This is a genomic window from Rhodospira trueperi (assembly GCF_900101965.1).
GTDB classification, from domain to species: Bacteria; Pseudomonadota; Alphaproteobacteria; order Rhodospirillales; family Rhodospirillaceae; genus Rhodospira; species Rhodospira trueperi.
The window spans coordinates 139,974-159,491 of sequence record NZ_FNAP01000007.1 but is presented as its reverse complement, the minus strand read 5'-3'; the positions used below and the strand labels follow the sequence as shown (position 1 = coordinate 159,491).

17 protein-coding genes and 1 tRNA gene are annotated in these 19,518 nt (G+C 66.4%); 6 read left to right on the top strand and 12 right to left on the bottom strand.

All coding sequences use genetic code 11. The features are described from left to right. Window positions 1–24: 24 nt before the first annotated feature. From BLS85_RS10885 to BLS85_RS10875, 3 genes are read right to left on the bottom strand one after another with little or no spacing between them, the layout of a single operon-like run. The gene (locus BLS85_RS10885; protein WP_092786153.1) at window positions 25–1,473 is read right to left on the bottom strand and encodes a PAS domain-containing sensor histidine kinase; all 1,449 of its coding nucleotides are present in this window, start codon (window positions 1,471–1,473) and stop codon (window positions 25–27) included. After that, window positions 1,470–1,784 carry a circadian clock KaiB family protein gene (locus BLS85_RS10880; protein WP_092786151.1) on the bottom strand — a complete coding sequence of 105 codons (315 nt, stop codon included), beginning with the start codon at window positions 1,782–1,784 and terminating at the stop codon, window positions 1,470–1,472. Before BLS85_RS10880 ends, BLS85_RS10885 begins: the two co-directional genes overlap by 4 nt. Next, window positions 1,784–3,448, bottom strand: a complete 1,665-nt coding sequence (locus tag BLS85_RS10875; RefSeq protein ID WP_092786149.1) for an ATPase domain-containing protein — start codon at window positions 3,446–3,448, stop codon at window positions 1,784–1,786. Before BLS85_RS10875 ends, BLS85_RS10880 begins: the two co-directional genes overlap by 1 nt. 610 nt (window positions 3,449–4,058) lie before the next feature. Here BLS85_RS10875 and BLS85_RS10870 point away from each other — a divergent pair. Next, a complete protein-coding gene (locus BLS85_RS10870) occupies window positions 4,059–5,699 on the top strand; it encodes a tetrathionate reductase family octaheme c-type cytochrome (protein WP_092786147.1) in 1,641 nt (546 codons plus the stop codon). Between the two features lie 122 nt (window positions 5,700–5,821). Further along, window positions 5,822–6,472 (top strand): cytochrome b/b6 domain-containing protein, encoded by a 651-nt coding sequence (locus tag BLS85_RS10865; RefSeq protein ID WP_092786145.1) that lies wholly within the window; start codon window positions 5,822–5,824, stop codon window positions 6,470–6,472. Window positions 6,473–7,096: 624 nt separating this feature from the next. On the opposite strand, the gene BLS85_RS10860 is transcribed toward BLS85_RS10865, so the two are convergent. The 3 genes from BLS85_RS10860 to BLS85_RS10850 form a co-directional block, all read right to left on the bottom strand. Further along, a complete protein-coding gene (locus BLS85_RS10860; RefSeq protein ID WP_176793615.1) occupies window positions 7,097–7,978 on the bottom strand; it encodes a cold shock domain-containing protein in 882 nt (293 codons plus the stop codon). A 326-nt stretch (window positions 7,979–8,304) separates the two neighbouring features. After that, window positions 8,305–9,567 carry a M16 family metallopeptidase gene (locus BLS85_RS10855; protein WP_092786141.1) on the bottom strand — a complete coding sequence of 421 codons (1,263 nt, stop codon included), beginning with the start codon at window positions 9,565–9,567 and terminating at the stop codon, window positions 8,305–8,307. Window positions 9,568–10,137: 570 nt separating this feature from the next. Then, complete coding sequence (locus BLS85_RS10850) at window positions 10,138–10,551, bottom strand: hypothetical protein (protein WP_092786139.1); 414 nt, start codon at window positions 10,549–10,551, stop codon at window positions 10,138–10,140. Between the two features lie 148 nt (window positions 10,552–10,699). Here BLS85_RS10850 and nth point away from each other — a divergent pair, with 148 nt between their 5' ends. Then, window positions 10,700–11,371, top strand: coding sequence for an endonuclease III (gene nth / locus BLS85_RS10845; RefSeq protein ID WP_092786137.1), 672 nt, complete (start codon window positions 10,700–10,702; stop codon window positions 11,369–11,371). 18 nt (window positions 11,372–11,389) lie between these two features. Here the strand turns inward: nth and lhpI are convergent, their stop codons facing one another. After that, window positions 11,390–12,355, bottom strand: coding sequence for a bifunctional Delta(1)-pyrroline-2-carboxylate/Delta(1)-piperideine-2-carboxylate reductase (lhpI, locus tag BLS85_RS10840; protein WP_092786135.1), 966 nt, complete (start codon window positions 12,353–12,355; stop codon window positions 11,390–11,392). A gap of 150 nt (window positions 12,356–12,505) precedes the next feature. Between lhpI and BLS85_RS10835 the strand changes: the two genes are divergently transcribed. From BLS85_RS10835 to BLS85_RS10825, 3 genes are all read left to right on the top strand, one after another. Further along, window positions 12,506–13,432, top strand: coding sequence for an AEC family transporter (locus BLS85_RS10835; RefSeq protein WP_092786133.1), 927 nt, complete (start codon window positions 12,506–12,508; stop codon window positions 13,430–13,432). Between the two features lie 432 nt (window positions 13,433–13,864). Further along, window positions 13,865–14,074 (top strand): cold-shock protein, encoded by a 210-nt coding sequence (locus tag BLS85_RS19120; RefSeq protein ID WP_092786131.1) that lies wholly within the window; start codon window positions 13,865–13,867, stop codon window positions 14,072–14,074. A 570-nt stretch (window positions 14,075–14,644) separates the two neighbouring features. Then, window positions 14,645–14,721: transfer RNA gene (locus BLS85_RS10825), tRNA-Arg, on the top strand. 199 nt (window positions 14,722–14,920) lie between these two features. Here the strand turns inward: BLS85_RS10825 and BLS85_RS10820 are convergent. The 5 genes from BLS85_RS10820 to urtB form a co-directional block, all read right to left on the bottom strand. Then, window positions 14,921–15,421 (bottom strand): hypothetical protein, encoded by a 501-nt coding sequence (locus BLS85_RS10820; protein WP_092786129.1) that lies wholly within the window; start codon window positions 15,419–15,421, stop codon window positions 14,921–14,923. Window positions 15,422–15,917: 496 nt separating this feature from the next. Then, window positions 15,918–16,607: an urea ABC transporter ATP-binding subunit UrtE gene (gene urtE, locus BLS85_RS10815; RefSeq protein WP_092786127.1), complete on the bottom strand. Its 690-nt coding sequence runs from the start codon at window positions 16,605–16,607 to the stop codon at window positions 15,918–15,920. Window positions 16,608–16,648: 41 nt separating this feature from the next. Next, window positions 16,649–17,395, bottom strand: a complete 747-nt coding sequence (gene urtD / locus BLS85_RS10810; RefSeq protein WP_092786125.1) for an urea ABC transporter ATP-binding protein UrtD — start codon at window positions 17,393–17,395, stop codon at window positions 16,649–16,651. 18 nt (window positions 17,396–17,413) lie between these two features. Next, window positions 17,414–18,535 carry an urea ABC transporter permease subunit UrtC gene (urtC, locus tag BLS85_RS10805; protein ID WP_092786123.1) on the bottom strand — a complete coding sequence of 374 codons (1,122 nt, stop codon included), beginning with the start codon at window positions 18,533–18,535 and terminating at the stop codon, window positions 17,414–17,416. Window positions 18,536–18,546: 11 nt separating this feature from the next. Then, the gene (gene urtB, locus BLS85_RS10800) at window positions 18,547–19,473 is read right to left on the bottom strand and encodes an urea ABC transporter permease subunit UrtB (RefSeq protein WP_092786121.1); all 927 of its coding nucleotides are present in this window, start codon (window positions 19,471–19,473) and stop codon (window positions 18,547–18,549) included. Between the last annotated feature and the right edge of the window lie 45 nt (window positions 19,474–19,518).

Genomic DNA, 19,518 nt, shown 5'->3' with positions numbered 1-19,518 from the left:
GCGCGGTTCCCCCTTGGCGCATCGTCAGGACTCCTCTGGCGCCTCCGGACCCGGTCCCACACGATCAAGCGGAAAGCGCAGCGTCACCGTGGTTCCAACCCCGGGCGTGCTGTCCACATGCACGCGGCCCCCGAACAGGCGCATGATCTGCCCGCACAGGAACAGGCCCAGACCGGTGCCCTTATGCTTGCGGGCGTGGGCGCTGTCCACCTGCTCGAAGGGCCGGAGCGCCTTTTCGATCTCCACGGCGGTCATGCCGATGCCCTCGTCGGCCACCCGGACGAACAGACCGCCGGTCTCCGACGCCTCGGCCGAAAAGCGGATGGCGCCGTCCTGCCGGTTGAACTTGATGGCGTTGGTCAGAAGGTTGGTGAACACCTGGACCAGGGCGCGGCGGTCGGCCATCAAGCGGGGCAGGCCGTCCGGGGTGTCGATAGTGACGGTCTGCCCGGCATCGGCGGCCATGGACGCCGTCTGCTGGCGGGCCAGGGTCATGACCGCCGACACGTCCAGTGGTTCCTCGTGCATCTCGTATTTCCCCGCCTCCACCTTGGCGAGATCGAGCAGGTCGTCCACGAGACTGATGAGCAGCGCGCCGCTGTCGTGAATGTCATTGACGTATTGTGCGTAGTGCGCCTCCCCGAGCGGGCCGAACGTCTGCATCTGCATGACCTCGGTGAAGCCGAGAATGGCGTTCAGAGGCGTGCGCAGATCGTGGCTCATGGCCGCGAGGAACTCGGATTTGGCGCGGTTGGCCTCCTCGGCGGCGGTCTTGGCGGCGAGGATCGAGGCCTCCGCCCGCTTGCGCGGCGTAATGTCGCGGATGAACACGAACATTCGCCCGTCGGCGATGGTCGAAGTGAAGCTGGCGCTGACCTCGACATCGATGACGCCACCGTCGCGGGTGCGGTGGCGGGTCTCGAACAGGTCGCCGCCGGTTTTCAGAATGCGCGCCAAGCGCGCGCGCCCCATCTCCGCGTCTTCCTCGGCATCGACATAGTCCGGCCGTTGGCCCAACAACTCCTCCCGCGAGAACCCGGTCATGCGCAGATAGGTGTCGTTGACCTCCAGCGCCTTACCGGTGCGATCCGTCAACCAGAAGCCATCGTTGGCGTAGGTGATAACGGCCCGGTAAGTCGCCTCGCGCTCGCGCAACTGTGCCTCGGCCTCGTATCGAGTGGTCATGTCGCGCAACGACACCAGCGACAGCCGGTTCCCCTCGGTTTCCAGGGCGACCACCAGCATGTCGGCGATCAGGATTTCGCCGTCGGTATGAGGAAAGGCGATCTCGACCGGCGTGTCGGTTTCGATGGGCGCCGAGAACGTGGTGCCCAGGAGGGCGCCGGCGTCCCGGCCCAACAGGGCACTGGCCCGCTTGTTGGCGTAGACGATGCGGCCGTCCGAATCGATTAGCAGGACACCCTCGGCGAGATGGTCGAGCACCAGGACGGACAGGGTTGCGTCGGACATCATGAGTGGGGGGACTCGCTGGCGTCGCCGGTAAGGTCCGCGTCATAGGGCGGTCCCAAGTGCAGGCGCACGGCCGCAAGATCGCGCAGATCACCGACGATGCGGGCGGGCATCTCATCGGCGCGGATCAGGGTGGGCGTGGCCAGAATCCGATCCGCCTCGGCCGCCGCTGGGTTCTCCCGCACATCGATCACGTCCACCGGCCCCAGCGCCTTGGCGTTTCTAATGGCGCGGCGCATGGTTTCGGACTGCCCGAACACGAACAGCCGCAGGGCCTGTCCCTTGCAGGACGACGGGGGAAAGGGGCTGCCCATCAGGTCCCTCCCCTGGCCTCGGATACGACGCGGGCATCCCGGCCGGCCGCGTCCATGGCCTGTTCCAGGTCTTCGATCTCTGCCCGCAGGGCGTCAAGGGTCTTGTCGCGCTCAATGTTGGTCTGGGCGTTGCGGGCGCTGAAGGTGTTGGGCAGGACCTCCAGTTCCTGTTTCAGGCGCTCCAGGCGCCGGCGTTTCTGGTCGAACTCCTGGCGTTCGGCCTGCTCGCGCACCAGCTTTTCCGTGCCGAACACGAAGCTGCCGCCACCCGCATACGGATCGCCAATCACAACGCCCTGGCTGGTGATGTTGAATTCCTTGATCTGTTGCGACGCGTTCGCCCCCCGGCTCTTGAGCACGCGGATCAGGCGCACGTATTCGCCCGCCTGACGGTGCAGTTCCAGGCGGATCCAGGTATCGAGCAGCGATGACATGCCGATCTGGCTGACGCTGTCCTGGGAGTCGCTCAGCAGTTCGACCATGATGATCAGAACGCCCCGGCTCTTGCAGATGTCCACCAGACGCAAAAGCATGCTCTTGACCGTGATCGGATCGCCCAGGTCGGTCATCGAGGTGACGGCATCGATGATCAGGGCGTCCGGGTGATCTTTCTCGACCATGCGGGCGAGGCGGATCAGGTGCTCCTCCAGGCCGCAATCGACGGAGCGGGCGCGCTCGATGCGCAGTTTGCCATTCGTGAGGCAGGGGCGCAGATCAATGCCCACGCCGGCGAAATCGTGCAGCAGTTCGCCTTGGTCCTGCTCGTAGGTCGTGTAAACGAGGCTCAGGCCCGCCGCGCACAGGCCGGCGGACAGTTGTCCACACAGGGTGCTCTTGCCGCAGCCCGAGGTGCCGGTGATCATCAGCGATCCGCCCCGGTACAGGCCGCCGCCGAGCAGCGCGTCGAGACGGTCATGACCCGTGCCGACCATGCCGGAGCGGGAGCGGTGGTGCCCCTCCAGGTTCGTCACCGGCATCAGCGACGGTCCGCTCTCGTCGATCATGAACGGATACTCGTTGGTGCCGTGGGCCACCCCGCGCATCTTGGTAACGCGCAGCGTGCGGGTCATCAGGCGTTTCTCCACCGTCTGGCACAATTCGATCACGGCATCGACGGCGTAATCAACCAAACTGTCGCGGGCCGCCTGGGTGTCGGCCGACGAGATCAGGGTGGTGATGCCCGAGTCGCGCAACTCCCGCAGCAGGGACAGGGTCTGGTCCCGCGCCACGCCCAGGGGATCGAACGCGTAGGCAAGCCGATTGAGTTCGTCGATGGCCAGCCGACCGTCGGCCGGGGCGCCCCCGTTCGCGGACAGGGCGGCGTCCAGGCGGACCTTCACCACGGACTGGTCCATCGTCCCGTTGATGACCTCGCCGGGCACCGGACGCAAATCGATAATGGAAAACAGGCCGTCAGCCGTCCACTGGTCCACGGGGTGACCGAGCGCCCGCATGTAGTCGTCAAGGCGTTCCGGCGCCTCGGTACAGGTGGCGCAGACCGAGCGTATCCCCCGGGATGCGCCATCGGCCAGAAACTGAAGCAGGAACAGCGTCTTGCCGCACCCAGGTTGGCCCATGACGAGCGTCGGAGACGCCTCCAGATACCCTCCGGCCAGGATGGCATCCAGCCCGGGAACGCCCGTCGAAACCTGATTGAACCCCATAGCCCTCAACCCTGGGAGAAAAACTCCCGATAAGTCCCTTTCCGCGTGCAACCTGATCGCGGCGAACGTAAGTGATAGAGTACTCCATAACAAGACAGAAACGCGACAAAAACTGCGCGACAGCAGCAATTCTCAGGATGAAGGAAGAACACCGGCTGCGGCCGGTGCCGGCCTGTTCTCCTCCCCCCTTTGGGGGGAGGTTGGAAGGGGGGCGAGGTGATGTCCGCACGGACCCCCGCTTGCCGCATCAACCCCACGGGCTTTTTTCAACCCCACCCCAGCCCTCCCCTATCCAGGAGAGGGCGTTCGGTTCGCGCCTGGGGCTCACAGCCGTTCCCTTCGGAGGCCGCGCGGCCAAAATGAGAACTGCTGGCGCGACAGTCCGGGGCTTTCCCGCCACCCCAACCCTGCCATGTGGTCCGCCGAGTCCACGCGATGGATGCGCCCGCCTGAGTGCGTTCCGTCAATGCGTTTCGCGTGCGTGTCGGCTTATCTGACCGCGTTGATGATCCATACCGTCCCTCCGACCGGCCGCCGGGCCTGAAGGGGCCGGGACTCAACGAACAACTCAACAAACAACCAAGCGGCGGCCAACAGGGAGAACGCCAAGATGAGTGGAGGACTCTGCGGTTCCTCGCCCCCACCGGGCGTCCGTCGCGCCGCGATCCGTGCGTGGGCCATCGTCCTTTTCTGCTGTGTCTGCCTTGCCTGGCTGGTTCCCGATGGGGCCGACGCCACGCCCCGGGGCGGTATTGCCTCCACCGGCGGATGGGGTGGGCCACCGTCCGAATCCACCGCCGATCATACCAAGTTCGAGGAGCTTGAGGGACCGTTTCCGGACGGCCCGTCGGTCACGGAAGCCTGCCTGCATTGCCATACCAATGCGGCCAAACAGCTTCACGACACCACGCATTGGACGTGGCACTACGACAACGAGCGCAGCGGGCAGATGGACCTGGGCAAGCGCAACGTGGTCAACAACTTCTGCATCTCCATCGAGAGCAATTGGCCGCGATGCACGAGTTGCCACATCGGGTATGGCTGGGAGGACGACAGCTTCGACTTCACGTCGGAAACGGCCGTGGACTGCCTCGTCTGCCACGACACCACCGGCACCTATCACAAGGTCCCGACCGAAGCCGGCCGCCCCGATCCGGCCATCGACCTCGTCGAGGTGGCCCGCAACGTCGGCCCGACCTCACGCGAAAACTGCGGCGCCTGCCATTTCAACGGCGGCGGCGAGGACGGCGTCAAGCACGGTGATCTCGACACCTCCCTGAACGAGCCGGATTTCGCGCTGGACGTCCACATGGACGCCGAGGGGCTCAATTTCTCCTGTGCCACCTGCCACACCACCGGTGGCCACGAGGTGACCGGCAGCCGTTACGCTCCCAATGCCCTGGACCGCGTCGGCATCGACTATCCGGGCCACACGGATGACACGCGCGCAACCTGCGAAAGCTGTCACGGCCTGGAGCCCCACCCGGATAACTCCAAGCTGAACGACCATACCGACCGCGTTGCCTGCCAGACCTGCCACATTCCGGAATACGCTCGGGGCGAGCGGTTGACCAAGGTTGGCTGGGACTGGTCCACGGCCGGACGCCTCGACGAAGACGGCTCTCCCATCACGATCCGCGACGAACGCGGCTACATCCTCTACACGTCGAAAAAGGGGGATTTCGCCTGGGCCTCCAACATGACGCCGGAGTACCGCTGGTTCAACGGCATCGTCGAATACGTCCGCATGGGCGAAACCATCGACCCGTCCGGGACGGTGACCATCAACACACCGTCCGGGGACGTCGATGACCCGGACGCGCGCATCTGGCCGTTCAAGGTGATGCGCAGCCGCCAACCCTATGACGTGGGGCACAGCGTTCTGGCGTTGCCGCATGTGTTCGGCAAGGACGACACGTCGTTCTGGAACAACTTCGACTGGCCGAAGGCGCTGGAGGCCGGCATGGCCGCGCAGCCGATCCGCTTTTCCGGCGACTATGACTTCGTGGAGACGGAGACCTACTGGCCCATCACCCACATGGTGGCCCCCAAGGAGGACGCCGTCGGCTGCAACGAATGCCATACCAAGGGCGGACGGCTGGGGGCGCTGACGGGCTTCTACATGCCGGGGCGGGACACCTATCCATGGCTGACTCTGATCGGCTGGAGTCTTGCCGGGCTGACCCTGCTGGGCACCATCGTTCACGGGCTGGTGCGCCTGATCGCCACCCTGCGCCGCCGCGCCGGCTGATCGCCGCCGCCTCCACGATTTGCCCCCGACCGGCCCCCCCTCCCCTGCCCCGCGACGTCCCCACGACGGTCGCCGGGCGGGCGGGCGGGCCGGCCCCGGGCCTCACGAAAGGATCTCCGACCATGCCCAGGAACAAGAAGGAACTGGTGATGGTGTTCAGCCGCTTCGAGCGGTTCTGGCACTGGTCCCAGGCCATCCTGATCATTGCCATGATGGTGACCGGCTTCGAGGTGAACGGCGCCTATCAGTGGCTGGGCTACGAACAGGCCGCACAGTGGCATCGTTTCGCCGCGTGGTTTCTGATCGGGCTGTGGGTGTTCGTCATCGTCTGGCACGCCATTACAGGGGAGTGGAAGCAGTACATCCCCACCCGCCGGGGCATCATGGCGGTGGCCAAGTACTATACCGCCGGCATTCTGGACCCGTCGGTGCCGCACCCCTACCGCAAGACCCGCATGGCCAAGCACAACCCGTTGCAGCGGCTGGCCTATCTGGCGTTCAACGTCCTGATCTCGCCGGTCATCTGGATTTCCGGCCTGTTGTACATGTTCTACAATGACTGGTACCGCACCGGCCTGGACGGCCCCGTCGGCCTGGGCGACGTGGCCCTGGTGCACACGGCGGCAGCTTTCGCCATGCTGATCTTCTTCGTCGGCCACGTCTATCTCGCGGCCTTTGCCGGCAAGCCGTTCTACGCCTACCTGAAGGCCATGATCACCGGTTACGACCTGCTCTACATCAACCCGGAGGCCGACGGGGACCGCAAGTCGTAGGGCGCATCCCGAGCGATCCGCGACGGATCGCGACGACGATATGCTTGCGGATGGCGCGAACCGCGCCTCCCACGACAGGTTCTCCGATTTGCACGTTTTCCGGCCAAATCGGACGCCCGTCGTTCGTGTGGCGACGTAACCCGTCATTGCGAACCCTCGTCATCAGACGAGGGTGAAGCAATCGAGGGCGTTGAAACGCTGTCTTTGCCCTGGATTGCTTCGTCGCTGCGCTCCTCGCAATGACGACCTTCAGCCCGTAGGTTGGGGTGAGCGAAGCGAACCCCAACACCGTCCGGAGCTGTTGGCCGGACCCGTTGGGGTTCGGGGCGTTGCCTCTCACCCCAACCTACGGATCGGGGACAGACGTGCGCGGGGCGGCGGGTGCCCTTCGGTCACCCGCCCTGCGGTCCAGGAAGAGACAACGTCATAGGGCGCACTCGACCGCCGCGACGCGGCGGACCGTGCGCCGCGCCAGCCGCGCCGTCATGCGCCCGTTTCATCGACCACGGTCTGCGAACTCGTTGGCAAATCAAACAAACGGCGCATGAACCGGGGCGCCCCCACCGGGTCGGGCGCGGAGCACCCGCCCGGGGAGACGAGACCGCGCCATGAGGACTGACGGCGCTATGCCTGGGCGGCAGCGGCTTCCACCACGCGGGGCTGGGTGCCGACCTCGGCCAGGATGTGGGCCGTCACCCAGGCGCGCAGAAACTCCGCCATATCCTCGGTGAAGCGCACGGGGCGGGCCTCGGACAGGTGCCGGCGGCGGAAGTCCAGCATGTCCTTCATCCAATGCCAGCGGCCGGCCTGCAGCGGCTCCCCGGCCCCGCGTCCGGCACGCATGTCCTCCTGATCCAGGTGACAGACGGCGCCGGCAACCAGCCGGTCAAGCAACCGGGCGACTTCGTCACGGTTGGCATTGGCGGCCCAACGATCATGCAGGGCATTCGCCATGGTCACCAGATCGCGATGTTCCCGGTCGGTCTCCTCGTGTCCCGTATCGAACGCCTCGCGCCAGCGCAGCAGCGGTCCGGAGGGACGCGCGGGTTCGGCGACGACCACGATGTTGTCGGCTTGGAGCCCCTTCGGCCCTTCGCTGACCGACATGCTCACAACCTGCCCCTCCGTCAAGTCGAACAACCCGCACTGTTCCAGCGTGCGGACATGAACGAACACGTCGGCTTGATCGCTGTCCCGCGTGACGAACCCGAACCCCTTGTATGCATTGAAGAACTTGACGACGCCGGAGACCCCATCCTCAAGGGTGACGCGCTCCGGCGGACGCGCCGGTTCCGGAACGGCCAGAACCGCGTCGATGCTCTGCACTTCCCAGCCCTTGGGTCCCTCGATCAGGGTGCAGTCGAGCCGCGTTCCCTCCGGTAGGCGGTCCAACCCACGAGCTTCCACAGCCGACACGTGCAAAAAGGCGTCCGGTTCTCCCTCATCCGGACGAACGAACCCGAACCCCTTTTTCGGGTTGTACCATTTCACTGAAACCTGGGTCATCCCTCTTCCCCTCCGCCCACGGAATGAGCGCTCCAACACCAAGCGCCCATAAAACATGCAGGACCGTCCAAGGCGATGACAAGCCCGCAGACCGAAATTACCCCTGAAATCGTTCAGGGCACTCCTTCAGGCCACCTGTTTCGGCGGTCAGAGTCAATCGCAAAAAGGAGGATACCTCCTTCTTTGGAAGGAGGGGTGGCGGATTGCGCGGGCGCGAACAGGCGCGGCGGGCGCGCGATCCGACTACTTATAATCGAATTCACCGCGACGCTGTCGCCGATGGATTGATCACCCGCGAATCGGATGCAACGGGGCGCGGCCGCGCCCTATTGCCGCCCGGTCAGTGGCTCAAGAGACTCCAGCCCCTTGATGGCGCCCAGGGCCGCCAGCGTCGGCGGCGACGAGAACAGCCGCTCGGCAACGCGCGTCACTGCGGCCTCGTCCACGGCCTCCAGTTCCGCCAGCACCTCGGCATTGGGCACGGGCCGGCCGTAGACTAGGATCTGACGGGCGAGTTGCTCGCACCGGCCGCTGGTGCTTTCCTGTCCCATCAGAATACCGGCGCGAAGCTGGGCGCGCGCGCGGGCCACCTCGTCGGCACACACGGCCGCGCGCACCTTGTCGATCTCCCCGCGCAGAACCGGCATCAACTGAGCCACCTGGTCCGGTCCCGTGCCGGCATACAGCGTGAACAGCCCGCCATCGACATAGGAACTGGCGAAGGCGTTGACGGTATAGGCCAGACCGCGTTTCTCCCGCACCTCCTGGAACAGCCGCGAGGACATGCCGCCCCCCAGCAGGGTGGCCAGGATCACGCTGGCGTAATAGTCGGGGTCCGAATACGAGACGCCATCGAAGCCCAGCACGATGTGCGCCTGTTCCACGTCGCGCGGCTCTTGATAGGCGCCGCCGGTGTAGCGGGCCGGCTGCGGCGACGGCGGCGGGCGCCCGGTCAGGTCCGTGAAATGGGTCCGGACCAGATCCACCAGGGCATCATGATCGACCCGTCCGGCGGCGGCGATCACCAGGCGGTCGGCGCTGTAGTGGGCGTGCCGGAAGCCGCCGATCACCTCGGCACTCAGCCGGCCGACGCTCTCCACCGTGCCCAGCACCGGCCGGCCCAGCGGCTGATTGCCATAGGCGGTGGCCTGGAAGTGATCGAACACGATGTCGTCGGGCGTGTCGATGGACTGGAAGATCTCCTGGATCACCACGCCCTGCTCGCGGGCCAGTTCCTCCGGATCGAACACGGAGTGCTGCACGATGTCGGCCAGGATGTCCACGGCCAGCGGCAAATCCTCACGCAGCATCTTGGCGTAGAACGCGGTGTGTTCGCGAGAGGTATAGGCGTTCATGTGGCCGCCCACGTCCTCCATCTCGACGGCGATGTCCAGCGCCGAGCGCCGACGCGTGCCCTTGAAGGCCATGTGCTCCAGCATGTGGCAGACGCCGTTGATCTCGGCCGGCTCATGCCGCGCGCCCACGTCCGCCCACACGCCGACGGACACCGTCTCGACCGTGTCCATGGGATCGGTGACCACCCGCATCCCCCCGGGCAGTCTGGTTTCCCGGATTTCCGGTATTGTCATGTTCGCTCCATGCCGACCGACCGCAGTTTGAGGACCCTTGCCACGGCGGGGGACTGGGCGTCAATGCGCAGGCGCCGGGCGCAGCAATTCTCAGGATAGAGGGAAAACACCGGTTGCGGCTGGTGCCGGCCTGTTCTCCTCCCCCCTGCGGGGGGACGTCGGGAGGGGGGCGAGGTGATGTCCGCACGGACCCCGCTTGCCGCGTCAACCCCACGGGCCTTTTTTCAACCCCACCCCAGCCCTCTCCTATCCAGGCTATCTGATTCACACAACTCTACTTTTGTTCGTCATGGCGAGGAGCGCAGCCCAAATTAAAACATGGGGCAATCCAGGGCGAGCCTCAGTGTTCCATGCTCTGGATTGCTTCACTCTCGTCTTGCGACGAGGGTTCGCAATGACGAGTCAAGATGTCGCGTGAGCGAAGAGCCCCCGCTTCGGCGGAAAGACGTGTGAATGCGATAGCCCATCCAGGGGAGGGAGTTTGGTTCGTGCCTGGAACTCCCGGCAGGACCCTTCGCAGGCCACGCGACCAAAATGAGACCTGCCGCAGCGCGCGACCGTCGCGCCCGATCACGCCCAGTCGGGCGCGTCCTCCTCCACCGGCAGGCCGTTCAACATTTCGCGCGCCCAGTCGCATTCCTCGATGCCCGAAAACTCGCGCAGGGCCACCTGAAGTTCCAGGGCATCAACGAAGCCGCTGTTCAGGAGGACGCCGAAGACCTCCGCCGGCGTCATGCCGTTGGGCTGCATCCACTCGTCGCTGGAGTTCCCCAGGCTGCCGCCCCAGCTCTTGCGCCAACTGATGTAGCGGTCCCACTTCGCCGCGTCCTCGCGCAACGCCAGCGGCGCCAGGGCCACCTCGACATCACACACATGGAAATTCTCCGCCCGGTTCCACAGGATCTCGATATGCCGGGCCGGATAGCGGCCGGACTTGCCCAGATAAGCCGGATCGAACAGCGGATTCTCGTTCTGTCGTCTCATCGACCCTCTCCCAAACACCGGACGGACATCCGGGCGCCGTTGACGTTCAAGCGGCGCCAGAATGGGCCGGCGCCGGGGCAGCGTCAACGCTCCCGGAGGCCCCGCCGTGCTTTGTGTTCGCGGTCGTCCGGTGTAGGGTCGCCCGGCCATGACCCAAGACGATACCGCTCCCGCACCGTTGCCGCCCGAAACCGTCGAGGCGCTGTACGCCCGCCTCGCCGCCGCGCTGCCCGAGCCGCGCAGCGAGCTGAACTACGTCAATCCCTATACCCTGCTGATCGCCGTCGTATTGTCCGCCCAGGCCACCGACAAGGGTGTAAACAAGGCCACGGCCGCGCTGTTTCCCGTGGCCGACACGCCACAAAAGATGCTTTCCCTGGGCGAGGACGGGCTGAAGGCGCACATCCGCACCATCGGCCTGTTCAACAGCAAGGCGAAGAACATCATCGCGCTGTCGAAGACCCTGGTGGAGCACTACGGCGGACAGGTGCCGGCGGATCGGGAGGCGCTGGAGGCGCTGCCGGGCGTGGGTCGCAAGACCGCCAACGTGGTCCTGAACGTCGCCTTCGGCCTGCCCACCATCGCCGTGGACACCCACATCTTCCGCGTCGCCAACCGCACCGGGCTGGCGCCGGGCAAGACGGTGAGGGCGGTGGAAGACGGCCTGGAGCGGATCACGCCGGAGACATACCGCCGCCACGCCCATCACTGGCTGATCCTGCACGGGCGGTATGTCTGCAAGGCACGCAAGCCCGCCTGTCCGACCTGCCCCGTGGCCGATCTGTGCGGCTGGCCGGACAAGACGGCGGCGTCCGGCTGATCCCAACCGCAGGAGGGCTCACGCCCCCGCCGCGATGTGCCGTTCGTAGGCCAGCGCGGCCCCGGCCAGATCCTCCAGCGCCGTGCCCACGGACTTGAACAGGGTGATCTCGCCGGGACCGCCCCGGCCGGCGCGCTCACCCCGGCAGAGTTGGAACAGATCGCCCTGGATGTCCTCGCGGCGCAACACGCCCGCGTTCAACGGATCGAGGATGTCGCCGCATTCCACCGTGGCGCCGTCGGTGTCGATGAACACCCGCGCCCGGCGGATGGCCGCGTCGTCGGCCTCCCGCATCAACGGCGTGAATCCGCCGGCCAGATCGAGGTGCTGGCCGGGACGCAAAGCCTCGCCGGGCACCACCGGCGTGCTCGCGGAGGTGGCGCACGAAACGACGTCGGCCGCCTCCAGACCCTCCGCCAGACGGGCGACGGCCGAGACCTCGGCATCCGGCAGGTCCGGGGCCACGGCGCGGGCGACGGCCTCGGCCTTGGCCGCATCGCGCCCCCACACCAGCACCCGCGCATACTCCCGCACGGCGGCATGGTGGCGAATGAAGTGCGGCGCCAAGGCGCCCGTCCCCACCATCAGGAGCGTCGCCGCGTCGGGCCGGGCCAGATAGTCGGCGGCCAGGGCGGAGGCGGCGGCGGTGCGCATCCGGGTCAGAAGCGTGCCGTCGATCAGCGCCAGAGGCCGGCCGCTGCCCCCCTCCGCAAGGTAGTACAGCGCCGTCACCGCCGACAGGTCGCGCCGATCCGGGTTGTCCGGGAACACCGTGGCCACCTTGACGCCGATGTAGCCCGCCCCGTCCGCCTGCCACGCCGGCATCAGCAACAGCGTGCCCGGCCGCTCGTCCCCCGCCGACGGCAGGGTGTGGTGATGCCGCAAGGGCACCTCGGCGCCTTGGGCAAACAGGCTGCGCAGGGCCTCCACCAGCGCGCGCGGCGTGACAGCGCGAGCCAGGGCGTCGGCGTCCAGGTGGTGCATGGGGCGGTCCTTCCTTCACGGCACGGCGATGGAGCGCGAGGCTGAACGGCGGCGCACCGGCCTGTCAAGCGGGGCCGACTCCGTCCGGTTTGCGTCGCGGGCCGGACGGCGCGTAGGCTCAGTGGTCCCCCGCGTCCGGAGCGTTCCCCCATGACCGATTCCCTGACGGCCGTCCTGCCCGTCTTCCTCGTCATCCTGATCGGTCTCGGCCTGAAAAAAGCCCGCTGGGTGCCCGACGCGTTCTGGGCCCCGGCGGAAAGCCTGACCTACACCGTCACCTTCCCGGCGCTGCTGGTCGCCAATCTCGCCCGGGCCGACATGACGACCGTGGCCTGGGCGCCGCTGATGACCGTGCAGGCGCTGGCCGTGCTGATCGTAGCCGGCGCGGCGGTTGCCGCGCGCCGGCCGCTGAGCGCGCGCCTGGGCCTGGATCCGGCGGCCTTCTCCAGTGTGTTCCAGAGCCTCATCCGGCCGAACACTTACGTCGGGCTGGCTGTCGCCGCCGCCCTGTACGGCGAGATGGGCGTGACCCTGACCGCGATCTGCGTGGCGGTGGTGGTGCCCCTGGTCAACGTGCTGTCGGTCAGTTGTCTGGCGTGGCTGGGGCGCGGACAGTCGGCCTCTGCGCTCGGCATTGCCCGGGGCATCGCCACCAATCCCCTGATCCTGGCCTGCCTGCTGGGGATCGGACTGAACGTCAGCGGACTCGGGCTGCCGCCGGTGATCGGGCCGACGCTGGACATTCTGGGCCGGGCCGCCCTGCCCGTGGCGCTGCTGGCGGTCGGGGCCGGTTTGTCGTTCCACCACCTGCGCCAAGCCTTCGCACCCGTGGTCACCGCATCGGCGATCAAGCTGGCCGGCCTGCCCGTGCTGGTGTGGGGCGGCTGCCTGATGGCCGGGCTCGACGGGCCGACCTCGGCGGTCGCCGTACTGTACGCCGGGCTGCCATGCTCGGCCTCGTCCTATGTGCTGGCCCGGCGCATGGGTGGGGACGCGCCGCTGATGGCCGGCCTGATCACCGCGCAGACCCTCGCCTCGGTGGTCACGGTGTCGGTGCTGGCATGGTTTGGGGGATAGTCCGCGCGCGCCGGACTCGAAACCCGTTGCCACGGCCCCGGAAATGTGTTCTGAAGACAGACAGAGGGCCGGACGGAACCGCGCGTGGATGACGAATGACATCGTCGGCGGTGGGATGGCCCGGCGACCATGCGCCCGGGACCTTGTGCCCGCGTCGATCGTTGCCATATCCGACACAGGCGACGGATCCGCGCGGCGCCGGCCAAGAAGAGCACCACGTTTAAGAAACAGACAACATGTGTCGCCAGTCCGCCGCTTGGGACGGACGCGACCGGAGGAAGGTCCCCCGCACATTCGGCATCCAAAGCTCGGCGTGTCCGAGCCGTCCGTCGTGGCCACGCTGCGGCGCGCGGGCAGTCGGTCCCGACGGGAGCCTTTCGCTTTTCCCCAACCCCAAGACACCTTCGTTCCACAAGAAAAGGAGAGACCGACGTGAATACGGGTTCGGTCAAATGGTTCAACAGCACCAAGGGTTACGGCTTCATCGCGCCTGATGGCGGCGGCGCCGACGTCTTCGTCCACATCAGCGCCGTCGAGCGCGCCGGCCTGCACGGCCTGTCGGACGGGCAGCGCATCAGCTACGAGATCGAGGTTGATCAGAAGCGCGGTAAATCGTCCGCCGTCAACCTGCAGTTGGCCTAAGTGCTCAGGGCGCGTTGGGTGAGATCTGTTTCACCCAACGCGCCCTCGCCATTTGTCATTGAAGCAAATCGTCGTCGCAATCCGTTTCGGATCGCTCGGGATTTGCTGTCAATCCGGGAGCAAATCGTCGTCGCAATCCGTTTCGGATCGCTCGGGATTTGCTGTCAATCCGGGAGCAAATCGTCGTCGCAATCCGTTTCGGATCGCTCGGGATTTGCTGTCAATCCGGGAGCAAATCGTCGTCGCAATCCGTTTCGGATCGCTCGGGATTTGCTGTCAATCCGGGAGCAAATCGTCGTCGCAATCCGTTTCGGATCGCTCGGGATTTGCTGTCGATGACGGGACCACGCCCGACGCAGCGCGGTCGCGTTCGTCTCTGCCCCCTCGGCGTCCCGTCTCGGCTGGGGGAGTGGGCTGTCATCTACCCGCGCTTCAGGCTGTACTTCGGTCTTGCATGGGGGGCCCGATTTCTGTATGAAACGCCCTCCCGCGACGACGGGAAGCCGTAACGCCCCGGCAACGCGACGGGAAATGCGGCTCGAACGGCCCCAGGTGGGCCCGGACCCCAGAGCGCCCGTAGCTCAACTGGATAGAGCATCTGACTACGGATCAGAAGGTTAGGAGTTCGAATCTTCTCGGGCGCGCCATTATTTTCAGACATTTACGTCTCGCAACGGCGGCCTTCGGGCCGCCGTTTTCGATTCTGGCTAACACATGGGTAACGGTCCGTGCAGGGCGTGACCCCGACCGCCCGCAAGAACAAGCCTCTGCGACGGTGGACGTGGACGCAGGGAGCCCTTCAGAGCTTAAGAACCCATCGGACCTGTCCGAACGACCGGGGCCAGTTCAGTCCACCGAAAGTGCCCGCCCCCGGTCAGTCGTGGTCAGCACGCGCCGCCGCATATCCAGCGGCACGGCGCGGCCGTCGTCATGGGGGGCGTGGCGCCGTTCCGGAGCCATGCGCGGGCGCGCACCACGTCCACCGGCCCGGGCGGCTGAGCGAGCCCCGCCCCGCGTCAGGCCATCCATGGCGGCGTCAATCAGCGAGGCCAACCGGTCGCCATCATCCGGCGTGCCGTCGGAGCCCGCCAGGGCCTCGCGGACGGCCCGGTCCAGGTAAACCAGGGAGCGCGGCGCCTCCAGCCCGGCATGCGCAACGCGGTGCGCCACCAACCGCCCCACAAGCCGGACCAGGGAGGGCGTGGCCCCGGCGTTGATCCAGGCCCGGACCGCGTCCACATCACGCGGCGCGGCCCGACGCGACAAGGATACGCCCCCGGCGGCCAGCCCGGCGTGGGCGGCAGCCAGAATGGCGGCAGCCAGAATGGCGGCAACATCCGCGCTCAATTTCGATGGGGAGGCCTCATCGTCTTCCGTTTTGCCTTCGGAACGCTCTGCCTCAGAGGATGATGACGTCCCCCCTCTCTGACGGTTCCCTGACGGGTTGGGTGACATGGATGTCATCCCCCCCTGTCGTGGGTGTCACCCCCTCCCCTGTCCTTCATGTCACCCCCAGGGGACGTTTCCGATCTGCTCCGTGGCGTGGGTTGAAGCGCGATCCGGCAGCGGGACCCCCCACCCGGTCGCCGGCCCACCAAAGCCAGTTCCCCGCGCACGGTCAGGTCGGACAGCAGCCGCCGCACATGGCGCGCGGTCAGACGGACCAATTAGGACCGATGGGCACACAGCCCGCAAATCCGATTTGGACCTGATCCGCGCATCTCCATACGGGCCCGCAGCGCATGACCAGCCGCATCACCAGGCCGGACACACGACCGCACCTGACCACATGCCAGCCCTGACCAAAGAAAGGCTTGCCTTCCAAGGGGCGTCCACACACGCCCTACACCGACAGAAAGCGGGCAATCTTCTCCTCGTCGATCCCGGCCCGCGGGCTCTCGTGGACAAGGCGCCCGTTTTCCAGCACCAGCACGCGGTCGGCGATGTCCAGGGCGAAGCTCAGTACCTGTTCGGAAACCACGATGCTGAGCCCTTTTTCGTCACGGATGCGGCGCAGCGTGCGGGCCATGTCCTTGATGATCGAAGGCTGGATGCCCTCGGTGGGTTCGTCGAGCAGCAACACCTTGGGCCGGCTGACCAGGGCGCGGGCGACCGCCAGCTGCTGCTGCTGACCGCCGGACAGATTTCCGCCCCGCCGTTTGCGCATCTCGAGAAGCACCGGGAACAGGTCGTAAATATCGTCGGGGACCCTCGTCTCGCCGGTGACCGTCAGACCGGTTTCGATGTTCTCCTGGACCGTCATGGTGGAGAAGATCATGCGGCCCTGGGGCACGTAGGCCAAGCCGGCGGCGACCCGTTCGTGACTCTTCAGGCCCGTGACGGACGTCTCGCCCAGCCTGATGTCGCCGGCGGAGGCGCCGACGACGCCCATCAGGGACTTCATGAGCGTCGTCTTGCCCATGCCGTTGCGGCCCATGATGGCGACAATCTCCCGGGGGGCGACCGAGAAATCCAGACCGTGCAGGATCTCGCTCTGGCCGTAGGCGACGTGCAGGTTGGAAAGGGAAAGCATGGCGGGATCCTTCGTCTTCAGTGGCCGGTTCAGTGGCCCCGTCAGTGTCCGAGGTAGACCTCGATCACCTTCGGATCGGTCTTTACGGCGTGCATCGGACCTTCGGACAGGCGCTTGCCCTGGTGCAGCACCGTGACCTTGTGGGCGATGTCCTCGACGAACTTCATGTCGTGCTCGATCACCAGCACGGCGCGGTCGGCGCAGATACGGTGCAGAAGCTCGGCGGTCTTGACGCGCTCGGCGACACTCATGCCGGCCACCGGTTCATCCAGCATCAACAGGTCGGGCTGCTGGATCAGCAGCATGCCGATCTCCAGCCACTGCTTCTGGCCGTGACTGAGGAGTTCGGCCCGGCGGTTGAGCTGGTCGGCGAGGAAGATACTTTCAGCGACCGCCTCGACCCGCTCGATGACTTCGGCGTCGCGCTTGAAGGCGAGCGCGCCGAACACGCTGCGGCCCCGGGGGAACGAGATCTCCAGGTTCTCGAACACCGTCAGGTCCTCGTAGATCGACGGGTTCTGGAACTTGCGGCCGACGCCGGCGCGGACGATCTCGTATTCCCGCAAGGCCGTCAGTTCCCGGCCGCGGAACCGGATGGAGCCGGCGGTGGCCCGGGTGCGCCCGCAGATCAGGTCAAGCACCGTGGTCTTGCCGGCGCCGTTGGGGCCGATGATGACGCGAAGCTCGTTCTCGTCGACATAGAAGCTCAGGTTGTCGACGGCCTTGAAGCCGTCGAAGGAGACGGTCAGGTCCTCGACCGCGAGCAGGAAGTCCGTTGCGTTGGGCATGGCGTTGTCTCCCTCTCCCTATTCCGCCGGTGCGGGCTGCGCCGCCTCCGGCCGCGGGCGTCCGCCCAGCCGGCGCGGCAGGCGCGGCGCCACATGGTCGGTCCACAATCCGGCCAGCCCGTTGGGGAACGCCAGCACGACCCCGATGAACACGGCCCCCATGGCGAACAGCCAAAGCTCGGGGAAGGTCTCGGAAAAGGTCGTCTTGCCCCAGTTGACAAGCAGGGTGCCGTAGACCGCGCCCAGGATGGACAGGCGCCCGCCGACGGCGCAGAAGATCACCATCTCGATGGACGGCACGATGCCGACGAAGGTCGGCGACATGAACCCCACCTGCAGGGTGAACATGGCCCCGCCCACGGCCGCCATGCCGGCGGCGACACAGAAGACGAAGATCTTGAAGGCCGACACGTCGTAGCCGGAAAACCGCACGCGGTCTTCGCGGCCGCGCATGGCGACCAGGATGCGGCCGAACTTGGTGCTCTTGATCCAGGCGGCGATGAACAGGCAGACGAACAGAAGCCCGCCATTGACGAAGTAGAGGATGGTGCGCGCGCTGTCGGTGCGGATGTCCCAGCCGAGCAGCGTGCGCAGGTCGGTGATGCCGTTGACCCCGCCGGTGTAACCCTGCTGGCCGATGATCAGGATGGACAGGATGGCGGCGACGGCCTGGGTGATGATGGCGAAGTAGACCCCGCCGACGCGCCGCTTGAACATGGCGACGCCGATGATGAAGGCGAACGCCACCGGCACCGCGATCACGGCGAACAGGGTGAAGGCAAGATTGTGGAACGGCTCCCAGAACCACGGCAGCGCCGTGACCTGGTTCCAATCCATGAAGTCGGGAATGCCGGGCGTGGACTGAATGGCCGTGGCCTCGGGCGTCGAGGCCTCCAGCTTCAGGAACATGGCCATGCAGTAGCCGCCGAGCCCGAAGAACACGCCCTGGCCCAGGCTCAGGATGCCCCCGTAGCCCCAGCAGAGGACCAGCCCGACGGCGACGAACGCGTACGTCAGGTACTTGCCCACCATGTTCAGCCTGAAGGCATCCAGCGCCAGCGGCAGGACCAGGAAAACCAGGGCGGCGAGAAGGACGAACCCCAGGAGCTGGGTGCGGTCCATGTTGAGAATACGCGCCATCACGGGGCTCCTCAGCGGCGGACTTTGAGGGAGAACAGGCCCTGCGGGCGCAGCATCAGGATGCCGACCACGGTGAGCAGGGTCAGGACCTTGGCCATCGAGCCGGACAGGAAGAACTCCATCGCCGACTGAGACTGGGAGATGGTGAAGGCCGAGGCGATGGTGCCGAGCAGGCTCTGGGCGCCGCCGAAGACCACCACCAGGAAGGTGTCGACGATGTAGAGCTGGCCCGCGGTCGGCCCAGTCGAGCCGATCATGGTGAAGGCGCTGCCGGCGACACCGGCGATGCCGCAGCCGAGCGCGAAGGTCTTGCGGTCCACCTTCTCGGTGTCGATGCCCACGGCGCCCGCCATCATGCGGTTCTGCATCACGGCGCGGACCTGGCGGCCGAAGCGGGCCTTGAACATCAGCAGGCCGACGCCGACGGTGATGAGCAGGGTCAGGCCCATGACGAACAGGCCGTTGATCTGCACGTCGATGATGTCGGTCAGGGCGAACGAGCCCATCAGCCAGTCCGGCAGGGTGACGCCGACCTCGCGGGCCCCGAAGATCGACCGGTAGGTCTGCTGCAGGATGAGGCTGAGGCCCCAGGTCGCCAGCAGGGTATCCAGCGGGCGCCGGTAGAGGTGTCGGATCATCGCCCACTCGACCAGCGCGCCCAGGGCTCCGGCGGCCAGAAAGGCCAGAAACATGGCGACAAAGAAGTAGATGCCGAACAGGGCGGGGATGTAGTCGGCGAAGAAGTTTGAGCACAGATAGGTGACGTAGGCGCCCAGGATCATGAACTCGCCGTGCGCCATGTTGATGACGCCCATCTGGCCGAAGATAATCGCCAGGCCGAGTGCCATCAGCACGAACACGGAGAAGAGGATGAGGCCGGCGAACCCCTGCATGGCGAAGATCGCGCCGATTTCACCCATGGTGTAGCCGTCGAACATGGTCTCGCTCCTTCGCGGCGGACGAGGGATTCGGGGACGATGAAA